The sequence below is a fragment of the Stenotrophomonas sp. X genome (assembly GCF_055721025.1).
This window is the reverse complement of the sequence record NZ_CM146756.1, coordinates 2,441,229-2,454,546: the sequence shown is the minus strand read 5'-3', so window position 1 is coordinate 2,454,546 and position 13,318 is coordinate 2,441,229. Positions and strand designations below refer to the sequence as shown.

At 67.9% G+C, this 13,318-nt stretch carries 8 protein-coding genes; 4 read left to right on the top strand and 4 right to left on the bottom strand.

Annotated elements, in window-relative coordinates; all coding sequences use genetic code 11:
- The first annotated feature begins 193 nt into the window (after positions 1-193).
- From ACZ75I_RS11335 to ACZ75I_RS11325, 3 genes are all read left to right on the top strand, one after another.
- Positions 194-5,743: an ESPR-type extended signal peptide-containing protein gene (locus ACZ75I_RS11335; protein ID WP_472957888.1), complete on the top strand. Its 5,550-nt coding sequence runs from the start codon at positions 194-196 to the stop codon at positions 5,741-5,743.
- A 61-nt stretch (positions 5,744-5,804) separates the two neighbouring features.
- The gene (locus ACZ75I_RS11330; protein WP_472957887.1) at positions 5,805-6,641 is read left to right on the top strand and encodes an outer membrane protein assembly factor BamE; all 837 of its coding nucleotides are present in this window, start codon (positions 5,805-5,807) and stop codon (positions 6,639-6,641) included.
- Positions 6,642-6,789: 148 nt separating this feature from the next.
- Positions 6,790-7,053, top strand: a complete 264-nt coding sequence (locus ACZ75I_RS11325; protein ID WP_231352155.1) for a DUF6959 family protein — start codon at positions 6,790-6,792, stop codon at positions 7,051-7,053.
- An 80-nt stretch (positions 7,054-7,133) separates the two neighbouring features.
- Here the strand turns inward: ACZ75I_RS11325 and ACZ75I_RS11320 are convergent, their stop codons facing one another.
- Positions 7,134-7,961: a class I SAM-dependent methyltransferase gene (locus ACZ75I_RS11320; RefSeq protein ID WP_472957886.1), complete on the bottom strand. Its 828-nt coding sequence runs from the start codon at positions 7,959-7,961 to the stop codon at positions 7,134-7,136.
- Positions 7,962-8,024: 63 nt separating this feature from the next.
- On the opposite strand from ACZ75I_RS11320, the gene ACZ75I_RS11315 reads away from it, so the two are divergent.
- On the top strand, positions 8,025-8,429 hold the full coding sequence (locus ACZ75I_RS11315) for a MerR family transcriptional regulator (protein ID WP_180869666.1): 405 nt from the start codon (positions 8,025-8,027) through the stop codon (positions 8,427-8,429).
- Positions 8,430-8,459: 30 nt separating this feature from the next.
- Here the strand turns inward: ACZ75I_RS11315 and ACZ75I_RS11310 are convergent, their stop codons facing one another.
- The 3 genes from ACZ75I_RS11310 to ACZ75I_RS11300 all read right to left on the bottom strand — a co-directional run bounded on the left by ACZ75I_RS11310 (position 8,460) and on the right by ACZ75I_RS11300 (position 13,195).
- On the bottom strand, positions 8,460-9,176 hold the full coding sequence (locus ACZ75I_RS11310; protein ID WP_005416969.1) for an MgtC/SapB family protein: 717 nt from the start codon (positions 9,174-9,176) through the stop codon (positions 8,460-8,462).
- 102 nt (positions 9,177-9,278) lie between these two features.
- Positions 9,279-11,051, bottom strand: a complete 1,773-nt coding sequence (locus ACZ75I_RS11305) for a chloride channel protein (protein WP_219626967.1) — start codon at positions 11,049-11,051, stop codon at positions 9,279-9,281.
- A 62-nt stretch (positions 11,052-11,113) separates the two neighbouring features.
- The gene (locus tag ACZ75I_RS11300) at positions 11,114-13,195 is read right to left on the bottom strand and encodes a TonB-dependent receptor family protein (RefSeq protein WP_346476995.1); all 2,082 of its coding nucleotides are present in this window, start codon (positions 13,193-13,195) and stop codon (positions 11,114-11,116) included.
- Positions 13,196-13,318 lie beyond the last annotated feature (123 nt).

Genomic DNA, 13,318 nt, shown 5'->3' with positions numbered 1-13,318 from the left:
GCGTATCCGCTTGCCGATCGTGTTGCCGCTTATGCATAGCCGGCTGCCGATTCCGGCCGTGGATTTGCCGGAATGCGCGATTGCCGTGCCGGATTGAAGTGCACCGCCCTCGTTGCAACCGCTGAAATGTCAGTCACCTGCCTAGCGGCAAGTCCACTGACATTCCAGTTGTTCGCCTACGGGGGAAATGCTCATGAACCGCATCTACCGGCGTGTATGGAACCGCCAGCTCAATGCTCTGGTTGTGGCCTCGGAACTGGCCACCGGCGACAGCGGCGGCAGCGCCGCACGCGATCCGCGCGCCTTCCTGCTGATGCCCACGGCCCTGGCCCTGGCACTGCTGTGTGCGCTGGCCAGCGGTCACGCAGGGGCCTCGGAAACCAATCAATCGCTGCGTGACCTGCAAGCACTCGCGGCAAAGTATGCGCAGCCGATGCCGGTCAAGGTTGACGCGGAAGTGGCCCTGGCTGCCGCCGCGCGGCAGGCGCAGAATAGCCCCGCAATCAGCGCGGATGCTCGTCTGGGCCTGCAGTTGAACACCACGTCGCTGCCGGTGGTACGTGACGTGTTGCCGGCCACCGTGCAGGTGAAGCTGGCAGCGAACACCGTGCCGAAACAGGTGGCCGTGCCGGCACTGGAGGCTGATGTCCGCGCCAATGTTGGCGTGGGCAACACTGCGGCCAGGGCGGCACAGGTGGATGCATCGCTGGCTGCGCACGTTGCGCCCGGCGCGCAGGCGCCGCTGGGCGTTGCTGCCGATGCGCGCGCCAGGGCCAAGGTCGGCATCGCTGGCCGCCAGGTCGCTGCGATCGATACGGGTGCCCAGGCGGCCGCCGGCCTCAGCGGTGCAGCCGCCGGATCACTGCCTGGGCTGAAAGCCACCGTCGACGGCAAGGCCGACACGCATCTGGCGGTCGCTGGCCATCACATCGAGGGGCAGGGCCAGGCCCGGGCGACGGCGGCAGTCACGCTGCCGGCCAAGGAAGAACTGCCGGGTGAAACCCATGATCGTGTCATCAGTGCCGCGTTCGATGCCGGCGTCGCCGGCAAGGTGCGCGTGCAGGCGCCAGACGGCCAGGAAGTCGTGGCCGATCGCAATCTGAAGCTGGCCGGACAGGCGACGGTGGCCGCACAGCACAGCGCGCTGGGCGTCGGCAACCTGGTCGGTGGTGCGGTGGGTGCTGTCGGCGGGACGCTTCACGGTGCCGCGGGCGCAGTTGGTAGCGCGGTGGGTGGTGCTCTGAACGGCACTGTCGGCCAGGTCGGCAGCGCAGTGGGTGGCACACTCAACAACACGGTGGGCGCAGTTGGCGGCGCAGTTGGCGGTGCACTGAACGGCACAGTCGGCACGGTTGGCGGCGCAGTCGGTGGCGCGCTGAACGGCACTGTCGGTACCGTTGGAAGTGCAGTGGGTGGCGCACTGAACGGCACTGTCGGTACCGTTGGAAGTGCAGTGGGCGGCGCACTGAACGGCACAGTCGGCCAGGTCGGCAGCGCAGTGGGCGGTACGCTCAACAACACGGTAGGCGCAGTCGGTGGCGCAGTTGGCGGTGCTCTGAACGGCACTGTCGGTACCGTTGGAAGTGCAGTGGGCGGCGCACTGAACGGCACCGTCGGCCAGGTCGGCAGCGCAGTGGGCGGCACGCTCAACAACACGGTAGGCGCAGTCGGTGGCGCAGTGGGCGGTGCACTGAACGGCACTGTCGGTACCGTTGGAAGTGCAGTGGGCGGCGCACTGAACGGCACCGTCGGCCAGGTCGGCAGCGCAGTGGGCGGCACGCTCAATAACACGGTAGGCGCAGTCGGTGGCGCGCTGAACGGCACTGTCGGTACCGTTGGAAGTGCAGTGGGCGGCGCACTGAACGGCACCGTCGGCCAGGTCGGCAGCGCAGTGGGCGGCACGCTCAACAACACGGTGGGCGCAGTCGGTGGCGCAGTTGGCGGTGTTCTGAACGGCACTGTCGGTACCGTTGGAAGTGCAGTGGGCGGCGCACTGAACGGCACCGTCGGCCAGATCGGCAGCGCAGTGGGCGGCACGCTCAACAACACGGTCGGCACGGTTGGCGGCGCCGTGGGCGGCATTCTCAACGGCACTACCGGCAGCCCCACCGGCGACCTGGGCGGCGTGCTGGGCAGCACGCTGGGCAGTGTCGGAAGCGCGGTGGGCAACCTGCTCAACGGCAATCTCAATGGCACCGTCGGCAACCTGGGCAGCGCCGTGGGGGGCCTGGTGGGAGGCACGCTGGGCAGCCTCGGCCTGACCCAACCCTCGGCGATTCCACCGACCAGCCCGAAGGCGCCGGCTCCGGCGGATCCGCATGCGGGCCTGATCATCGGCACCGGCGGTCTGGTCGGCAACGTCGGCCAGCTGATCGGGCCGACCACCACCAGCCTGTTCGGCGGCAACGGCTACCTGAGCAACGGCAATCTCAAGCTCAGCAACGCCAACGTGATGCAGACCTATTCGACGGTCAACGTGCTGGGTCTGCCGGTGGTGAACCTGTCGCCGGTCGGCAGCACGCTCAATGGCCTGGGCGGTGCGGTCACCGGCGGCAGCTCGCACCTGACGCTGATCGGTGGCGTCACCTCCGACAGTTACATCTACAACATCAACAACGGCAACCCGGGTGGCCTGCTCGGCCTGCTGCTGCCGAAGGATTCGCCGGCGTGGGCGGCCAAGTGCCTGGACATCGCGCTGGCCGATATTTCCTGCTGGGCGGTCAACGCCGCGCAGGACTACCAGGTGTTGATGGGCGATGGCGCCTTCGCCAACGGTTCGAAGGAAGTGGTGATCGGTGCCAATGCACGCCATGAACTGCCGAAGGTCGATGCCAATGTCGCCTTCCCCGGCGATGGCGTGAACGATCCCAGCAATCCGACCGGCGTGCCGACGGCCGACTATGCCGCCCGCATGGGCCACTCGGTTGTCGTCGGTGACAGTGCCGTGGGCACCGCCAACGGACAGACCCTGCTGGGTGCCGAAGCCACTTCAAACCAGGCCAACTCGGTCGCGCTGGGTTACCGCTCCGCTGCACTGCGCGGCGCTCAGGCCAGCTACAGCGCCTACGGCCTCACCGCACCGCAGGTTTCGGCCGGCGAAGTGTCGGTGGGCACGGCCGGTGGTGGCGAGCGCCAGATCACCAATCTTGCCGCGGGCAGCGCCAATACCGATGCTGTCAACGTGGCCCAGCTGAAGGGCGCCATCAGTCTGATCGACGATGTGGCCTCCGCAGCGGTCACCTATGACCTGGACGGCTCGGGCAACCCGGACTATCGCCGGGTCACGCTCGGCGCAGGCACCGGCACCACCACCATCGGCAATCTTGCCGCTGGCGCGGTCACCGCCGGCAGCCTGGAGGCGGTCAACGGTGGCCAGCTGGCGGCGACCAACAGTGCCATCGCCAGCTTCTTCGGTGGCCGTGCGGCTTTCGATCCGGCCAGCGGCATCTTTACTGCACCGTTGTTCGAGATCAGCACGATCTCCACTGGTGGTGCCATCGCCAAGGGCCTGTATGAGAATGCCACCGATGCCTTCGCCGCGGTCGATGGCTCGCTGGTCAACCTCAACACGCAGATCACCGACATCCGCAACGGTGGCACCAAGTACCTGCGGGTGAACTCGACCGGCACTGAGGCGGTGGCCAGTGGCACCGATTCGATCGCGGTGGGCACCAATGCGCGGGCGACGGCGGACAACAGCATCGCGGTGGGTGCCGGCAGCCTGGCCGATCGTGCCAACTCGGTGTCGATCGGCGCTGCCGGTGCCGAGCGCCAGGTCACCCACGTGGCGGCCGGTACCGCAGCGACCGATGCGGTCAACGTGGGCCAGCTGCAGGCCTCGGAGCAGGGCGCCCTGCGCTACGACCTCAACGCCGATGGCAGTGTCAATTACGCCAGCGCCACGCTGGGCCAGACCGGCACGGCAACCACGCTGCGCAACCTTGGCCCGGGCCAGGTCAGTGCCACCAGCAGTGAGGCCATCAATGGTGCCCAGCTGTTTGCCGCCAACCAGGCGGTGGCCACCCATCTGGGCGGTGGTGCCGCGGTCGATGCCAACGGCGTACTGACCGCACCGACCTACTCGATCAACAACGTCGCCGCCAACGGCACCGTGACCAAGGGCAGCTACAACGATGTCGGCACCGCGTTCGATGCGGTCAGCAACTCGCTGGCCAACGTTGCCGACCAGACCGGCGAGATCGACAAGCTGGCCGTGAAGTACGACGTCGATGGCAGTGGCAACGTGCTCAACAGCGTGACGCTGACGGGTACCGGCACCGGCGCGGTGAAGATCACCAACGTCGCCGCCGGCAGCATCCTGGCCGGCAGCAGTGATGCCATCACCGGCGACCAGCTGTTCAGCACGAACAGCACCATCGCCACCTACTTCGGTGGCACCACCGCCTACAACGGCACCACCAACGTGTGGACCGCGCCGACGTTCAGCATCTCCAGCATCGCCACCGATGGCACCTTCACCAGCGGCGATTACAACAACGTCACCGCTGCCTTCACCGCTGTCGACGGCTCGCTGAAGGTCCTCAACCAACGCATCACCAATGGCGGTGGTGGCAGCGCATACCTGGCGGTCAACTCAACGGCGGCCGCAGCCACTGCAGCCGGTGCGGAAGCCGTGGCGGTCGGTCCGCAGGCCAGTGCAGCCGGTGCCAACAGCGTGGCGGTCGGCAACGGTGCCAGCAGCAGTGCCGGCAACAGCGTGGCGCTGGGCGCCGGTTCGGTCGCCAGCGTCGGTGCACAGAGCGGCTACACCGGCGCCTACGGGCAGACCGGTGCCAGCAACTCGGCCGGTGAGGTCTCGGTCGGCAGCACCGGCAGCGAGCGCAAGATCACCCACGTTGCCGACGGCTCGGACACCTACGACGCGACCAATGTCGGCCAACTGAAGAACGGCGTGAACTACGCCATCGACGAGTCGAAGAAGTACACCGACCAGAAGATCCAGAACATCACCAACGTGGCGGGCAGCTTCCGCGCCAACAACACCAACAACCTGGCCGATCCGTCCGCCAGCGGCGCCAACTCGGCCGCCGGTGGTGCAGGCTCCACTGCCGCCGGTGCCAACTCGACCGCGCTGGGCAATGGTTCGCAGGCGCAGGCCGACAACTCGGTGGCATTGGGTGCGGGTTCGGTGGCGAACCGGGCCAACACGGTCTCTGTCGGTGCCGCCGGTGCCGAACGCCAGGTGGTCAACGTGGCAGACGGCTCGCAGGCCACCGATGCGGTCAACGTGCGCCAGCTGCAGGCTTCGCAGCAGGGCACGATCCGCTACGACACCACGGTGAACGGCGCGACCAACTACAACAGTGTCACCCTGGGCAGCACCAGCAGCGGCCCGACTACGGTGCGCAACGTCGCCGCCGGTACTGCTGGCACCGATGCCGTCAACGTCGACCAGCTGAAGTCGGGCATGGCGCAGACCCTGGACTGGTCCAAGGCCTACACCGACGAGCGCATGGGCGGCTTCGAGCGCGACCTGCGCAAGACCGACAATCGTGCTTCGGCCGGTATCGCGTCGGCGATGGCCACCGCAGCGCTGCCGCAGCCGAGCGAGGCGGGCCGCAGCATGGCCTCGATCGCGGCTGGCAGCTACAACGGCGAATCGGGCGTGGCGGTCGGTATCTCCGGTGTCTCCGAAGGCGGCCGCTGGATCTACAAGTTCAGCGGTTCGACCAACAGCCGTGGCGAGGCCGGTGTGGCCGTCGGTGCCGGCATCCAGTGGTAATCCCCGCCGCCGGGCCGCACCCGCGGCCCGGCATCGCGGAAACGTCTACAGGGGGAACGACATGAAACAGCATCGCATCGCCCGCGCCGGCCAATGTGCCGCCACGCTGGGCCTGATCCTGGGGATGGGCCTGCTGGCCGCCTGCCGCAGCCATGCGCCGGCCGCCGACGGTCCTGCCGACGCCACCGCCGTGCACTTCCCGGAGGCCTCCAAGGCCTCGCTGAAGGAAGGCATCTATCCCGACGTCGCCGACCTGCGCCGCTTCGCGCCGGGCATGAGCAAGCGGCAGCTGTACACGCTGCTGGGCACGCCGCACTTCAATGAGGGTATGTGGGGCGTGCGCAAGTGGAACTACCTGTTCAATTTCCGCACCGCGCAGGGCGCGGAATACTTCACCTGCCAGTTCCAGGTGCGCTTCGACAGCAAGGGCATCGCGCAGGGCGGGTATTGGAAGCCGGAGTCGTGCGCGGCCGTGCTCGAACCACCGCGGCCACCGGCGCCGCTGGCACCGGCACCGCTGCCGGAGCAGCCCCTGCGGCTGTCGGCCGACGCGCTGTTCGGATTCGACAGCGCGGTACTCAGCGCCGAAGGCCAGCAGGCGGTGCAGGGCATCCTGGTGCAGGTACGCGAGGCCGCGCAGGTGCAGTCGATCAAGGTAACCGGCTACACCGACCGCATTGGCAGCGCCAGCTACAACCAGGCGCTGTCGCAGCGCCGCGCCGACGCCGTGCGCAACGCGCTGGTGCAGGGGGGCGTGCCTGCAGCCAGCATCAGTGCCGAGGGACGCGGCGCGGCCGAGCCGATCGTGCAGTGCGAGCAGCGCAACCGGCGCGAGCTGATTGCCTGCCTGGCACCGAACCGGCGCGTGCAGATCGCCGGGATGGCACAGCCACATTGACCTTCCTGCGCCGGGGCGGTGCCCCGGCATTCCGAGTCCCCCCTGACCGCCGGCAGGCGTGGCAACGTCTCCCCCGTCGTCCACGCCTGCCTGCGGCTCAGGTTTTCAAACGGTGCACGCGATGAATGCCCAATTCCTGCCACTCTCCATGAAGACGGAAGCTACGCTCAGCGTGTACGGCCAGCTCGGCAATCATGCCGTGGTGCGCATCCCCGGGCGGCGCCTGCCGGGCCTGATCCTGCAGGCCGACACCGTGGCCGGATTCCTGGCCCAGTTGCAGGAAGCCCAGGCCTGCCTGCGCAGCGGTCGCGCACAGCGCGCCGACGCCGAGCTGGACATGCTGATCGACGTGCTGCAGCAGTGGTACGCCCTGATCGAATCGCGCCTGGCCGACGCCGGCGAGGCCCTCTAGCAAAAAAAGGGACGGAGGGGATTAAGTCGTTTCCGGCACAGCCGAGGCATATGCGACTTGATCCCCTCCGTCCCCTTTTTTCAAGCGCGGGCGCGGATCAACCAACAGGCGGCATCCACACGAACGCGGTCACCTTCGATGAACGGCGCGAATGCGGCCAATGCTTTTTCGCGAAGCATTGTGGCGCGGGCTTCCGGCATCGATCGCAGGGCCAGTCCCAACGGTCCCAGGTGGCCGACATAGATCGGCAGGTCTTCGCGGGCGAGCGAACAGGGCAGGTCCACCGCAACCACTTCCACGTCATTCCAGCCGGCGGCCTGCAACAGGCGCTGCACGCGCTCGCCATCGGCAAAAGCGAACTGTCCCGGTGCGCCGGGTACGCGGGGCGGGAGATCCAGTACATCGCCGATCGCGCGCTCGGCCGTGGTCATGAATGGATTTTCGTCGGCACTGCGCCAGGCGATGAAGCGCAGCCCAGCGCCGGGTGTCGTGGCACGATGCAGGTTGGCGAACGCGGCCTGGCTGTCCTCGAAGAACATGACGCCCAGCCGCGACTGGATCCAGTCGAAGTGCGCGGGCGGCAGCGGATGGCGCTGCGCGTCTGCCACGATGAAGTCCGCGTCCAGTCCCGCAGCCTCGGCGCGCTGGCGGGCCAGCGCCAGCATCGGCGCGGAGATGTCCAGGCCGGTGCAATGTGTCGCAGGGCGCGCTGCGGCCGCGGCCAGCAGGCTGGCGCCGGTGCCGCAGCCGATGTCGAGCAGTTCGGTAACGGTCTCAGGAAGTTCGGTGACCAGCAGGTCAGCCATCGGCTGGAACAGGCCGTCAAGAACAGCCTGTTGCGCAACCCACGCCTGGCCGCCAGGGCCGTTCCACAGGGCGTTCTGATCAATGGAAGATGTGCTGGCCATGGCCTTGCCTCGCGGGGTAGTTGCCCATAGCTTGGTGCTTGAAGGTCACTTGAGGTCAAGCCTGTGCGTGAACTGGATATCGGCGAGGTGGTCAAGCGCAGTGGCGTGCCGGCCTCGACCCTGCGCTACTACGAACAGCTGGGGTTGTTGCATGCGCTGGGGCGCCGCGGCCTGCGCCGGCAGTACGACGAGCAGGTGCTGGAACGGCTGGCCTTGATCGGCCTTGGCCAGGCGGCCGGCCTTTCGCTGCAGCAGATTGGTGCATCACTGCCGTCGCAGCATGGACGCATCTCACTGGACCGCGAGGCACTGCTGGCGCAGGCCGACGTGCTGCAGCGGCAGATCACCCGGTTGCAGCGGGTGCGCCGTCAGCTGCAACGCGCGGCGGCATGCCCGCTGGCGGAGGATGCCCGGTCGTGCAGTTCGTTCCGGAAACTGTTGCGCGCGCAGCAGCGGATGAGGGCATGAGAGAAGAGCCTCCACGCCCCGCGTGGATCATCAATCGCGGGTGCTGACTTCCCAGGTGGCATGCAGCACGCCCGGCACCTGCTCCATCCGTGCCAGCACCACGTCCAGTTCATCGGCACTCACCGCCGTACTGACCAGCACCGCGATCACATCGGTAGGCGCGTCGGCATGCTCGACCACCTGCACATCGCCCACCGGATACTGCGCCGCTTCCAGCGCATCGACCAGGCGCTCGCGCACCCGCGGCACGGCGTCGGCATCCACGCTCAGGCGCACCTCGTAGGTGGCTTCGGTCGCTGCCTCGTTGATCGGAATGCGGTTGATGGCATTCACCAACGGCCGCAGCAGGGTGTTGCCGGCGATGATCAGCACGGTCAGCAGCACGCCCTCGGCCAGCATGTCCGCGCCGGTGCAGCTGCCGACCGCTGCAGAGCACCACAGGGTGGCGGCGGTGTTCAGGCCACGCACGTTCATGCCTTCCTTCATGATCACGCCGGCGCCGAGGAAGCCGACGCCGGAGACCACGTAGGAGATCACCCGCACCGCCTCGGCGCTGCCGGCGATGCGCATGCCCAGGTCGACGAAGGCGGCGGCGCCGACTGCCACCAGCACGTTGGTGCGCAGGCCGGCGGTGCGTTGCCGGTACTGGCGCTCGGCACCGATCAACGTACCCAGCACGAAGGCGGCCAGCAGGCTGACCACGGTGTCGGCGAAAGGACCGGCCTGGAAGGTCTCAATGAAGCGCATGGCCGGAGTCTACCCGGTCGAAGTGACAGTAGATCCACGCCATGCGTGGATACCCGGAAGTGCCAGAAACGACTTAATCCCCTCCGTCCCCTTTTTGCCGGGTCAGTCGGTGTCGTCGACGCGCTCGCCCATCAGTTCGCGCTGGCGCTTGTCCAGTTCCTCGGCATAGCGCTTGCGTACGAAGGCTTCGGACACCACGCCCAGCACCTGGCCGTCGGCGCCGACCACGGCCAGTTCATCGGCCTGGGTCTGGTCGAAGCGCTGCATCACGCTGACCACGTCCGCAGACGGCGACAGCGATACGTCCCGGTTCTCGGCCAGCTCGCCGATCACGGTCTCCGGCTTCACGCCGTCGCCGTAGACGCGCGGGATCTGCACGATCCCGGCGTAGTGACCCTCGCTGTCGATCAGGATCACCCGGCTGCCCGAGCCCAGTGGGAAGCGCTGGCGGAACGCGGCGGCATCGATATCACCCGGGGCGGTGGCCACGCCCTTGCGCATCAGCCGGCCGGCGTTGAGGTTCTGTACCCAGCCCACGTCGCGGGCACTCTTGATGGTCTCCCCGCGCAGGTGCATGCGCCAGGTCGAGAACGAGTAGCCGAACCACTGCCGTACCAGCGTGCTGGAGACCAGCACCGCACTCATCACCACGCTGGTCAGCAGGAAGTCGTGGGTGCCTTCCAGCACCAGCATGGCCATGGTCATCGGCGCGCCAACCACGGCGGCGGCCAGCGCGGCCATGCCGGCCAGCGCGGCCGAGGTGGCGTCGACTACCGGCACGCCGGTGGCCATGGCCAGCAGGCCGGCGAACAGCGCGCCCACCAGCGTGCCCATGAACAGAGAGGCGAAGAACAGGCCGCCGCGGAAGCCGAATCCCAGCGAGATGCCCGAGGCCAGGCACTTCAGGGTCAGCAGGCCGCCGATCCAGATCAGCGGCAGATGCGTGGTCAGGTCCAGGTGCAGGGCGCCATGGCCGGACGACAGTACCTGCGGGCTGGCCAGGGCCAGCGGAATCAGCAGCAGGCCGCCCACCACCGGCCGACCCCAGGCAGGCAGCGGGCTGCGCTTGACCGTGCCCTCGATCGAGGCGATCAGCCGCATGATGACAATGCCGACCATCGCGCAGCAGCAGCCGAGCAGGCCGTAGATGGCGTAGTCGGCGGCGCGCACGTCGATGGTCGAAGCGGCAGGCAGCAGGTAGGCCTCGATGCCGGCCTGGTCGGCCACGAAGGCGCCGGCCAGCGCGGCGACCGCCACCGGTGCCAGCGCAGCGGGGGTGTAGGCGCCGATGACGATCTCGAACGCATAGAACGCGCCCGCCAGCGGCGCACCGAAGGCGGCGGCGATGGCACCGGCGGCACCGGCGCCGACCAGGATGCGCACGTCGTTGCGGCGCAGCCGCATCACCCGGCCCAGCTGCGAACCAGTGCCGGCCCCCATCTGCGTATACGAAGCTTCCAGCCCGACCGAGGCACCGCAACCATTGGACAGCAGGGTCTGGGTCAGCACGATCAGGTTGTCGCGCATCGACATGCGGCCGCCGTGCAGGGCATTGGCTTCCACCGCATCGAGCAGGGGCCGCTTGAGTCGCGTTGCCGCCAAACTGACCAGGCCCACCAGCAGGCCACCCAGCGGCAGCACCAGCAGCGCGGTCCAGGTCATCGAGGGCAGGGAGCTCAGGCGCATCCCTTCATCCAGCCCGTACAGCGTGCCCTGCAGCCAGCGTGCGATGCCGGACTGCAGCAGGGTCAGGTAGCCGGCAAGCAGGCCGACCAGCAGGGCAAGTGCGATGAACCACAGGTCGCTGCCGCGCAGCCGCAGGCGCAGACCCTGGAAGGCCGAATGCAGGCGCGATGGCGAAACAGGCAGTGACATGGTGGCGGCATGATACGCCGCCACCGTGATCGCCACCGTCACTGCATCGGGCGGCTACCGCTTCAGAAGCGGTAGCGGCCCTGCACGTAGAAGGTGCGCGGTGCGGCCACCATGCGGCCGGCGTTGCCATCGACGTTGCGGGTGTACCAGCGCGTGTCGGCCAGGTTGTTCACGCCCAGCGCGATCTCGCTGTCACCCAGGCCCGGCACCTGCCAGGCCACCTGCGCGTTCCACAGGCGCACGCCCGGCACGCGGCCCACGCGCGCGTCAGCGCTCTCGGCCCAGGTGTTGGCGGCGTCGGAGAACTGGCCGCTCTGGTGGGTGCTGGAGACATTGAAGGTCCAGCCGGCCAGCGCGTAGCGGGCGCCGACGCTGTCGGTGTCGCGCGAGTAGAACGGCACGTCCAGGCCACGGTTGTCACCGGACTGCTGGATCGCCTTGGTCCAGGTGTAGTTGGCGTACAGCTCCAACCCGGCCAGCGCACTGTCCTCGGCGAAGTGGTACTCCACCGCGCTCTCCACGCCCTTGTGGTCGGTGGCGCCGATGTTCTGGAAGGTCGGCGGGGTGATCCCCGGCACCTGCAGGATCTGGTTGTCGAAGCGCATCTTGAACACGGTCATTTCCGCGCGCAGTGCACCGTCCTGCCAGCGCGCGCCCAGTTCGGCGGTCTTTGCCACCTCCGGGTTCAGCGGATTGCTGGCGGTCTGCGAATTGAGCTGGATGTTCTGCACCGGCCCGAACGAGGTGGTGTAGTTGCCGAACACGGTCAGCTGCGGAGTCAGCAGATAAGCGATGTTGAGCGAGGGCAGGGCCTTGTCGTTGCGGCTGCTGAAGGTCGCTGCGCCACCGGCCTGGCGGCGGTCCATGTCGATCCACTCCATGCGCACGCCCGGGGTGATCCGCCACTGGCCGATCGCGATGCGGTCGTCGATGTAGAACGCGTGGGCGTCTGTGGCGTTGTCGAAGCGGTTGGTGGCGCTGGCCACGCCGGTGCGGCGGGTGACGGTGTAGCTGCGGTCGTTGCCACGCTCGCGCAGGAAGCGGTAGCCGGCGGTGATGTCATGCACCGTGCTGCCCCAGTGCAGGCGTTGGGTGTAGCGCGGCTCGATGCCGAGCACGCGGTAGTCGCGCGGCTGCACGGTCAACTGGGTGTTGGCGGCGTTGATCAGCGAGCTGGCACGGGTGCTCTCGTTGTAATAGGCCAGCACCTCGAACTCGCTGTTGGCCGAGAGCGTGTTGGTGTAGCCCAGGTCGATGCCGGTGCGATGGCCCTTCCAGAAATCGGTGGGGCGGGTGTTCTGGAACGGGTCGGCCTCGTACTGGGCGCGAGTCAGGCCGCCCGGGGTCAGCGAGCGCACATCGTAGTAGGACAGCTTGGCGCGCAGTTCCTGTTGTTCGTCGATGGCATAGGCGAACTTCAGCGCCAGGTCGTTGAAGCGGTCATCGCTGCCCTGGCGCCAGCCACGCCCGTCCTGGCCGGAGTACAGCAGGGCTGCGCCCAGGCCATTGTTGCCGGTGCCACCGAGGAAGGCGTTGTACTGGGTGCTGTCGCCACCGCCATGGTCGTAGGCGGTGTAGCGCACGCCGGCTTCGCCGTGCAGGCCGGCGCTGGTGGGAATGGCACGAGTGCTGAAGTTGATGATGCCGCCCACGTTCTGCGGGCCGTAGCGCACTGCACCGCCGCCGCGCACCACGTCGATCGATTCGATGTTGGACAGGCTGGTCGGCGCGAACGACAGCTGCGGCTGCCCATACGGCGCTACCGCCAGCGGCACGCCGTCCAGCAGTACCGTCGAACGCGGCGAGTAGCGCCCGGTCAGGCCACGAACGCCGATGTTCAGCGACACGGAACTGCCGGCGGTGCCGGAGTTTTCGGTGACCTGTACGCCGGGGATGCGGCGCATGGCATCGCCGATGCTGGCCGCGCCGCTTGCCTCGATGCGCTGGCGGTCGACCACCGTGCGTGCGCCGGCAAAGCGCTTGACGCTGTCATGCAGGCCGGTGCCGAGCCAGCTGCCCGAGACCTGGATGCTGTCCAGCGTAGTGGCGCTGTCCTGGGCAAAGGCGCGGGTGGCCGGAAGCAGGCACAGGGTGAGGGCAGCGGCCAGGGGCAGGCGGGCCGGTTGCAGGGCGTGGATGGGCATCGGTGCGGGTTGTGGGAGGTCGTAAATGAGAATTATTGCTGATTCTATTCGCCATTGGAATGCGCCCCCGGTTCATGCCTGTGCCCCCGGTGATAGAGTGGGCGATTGCTTCCTGACTCGCCG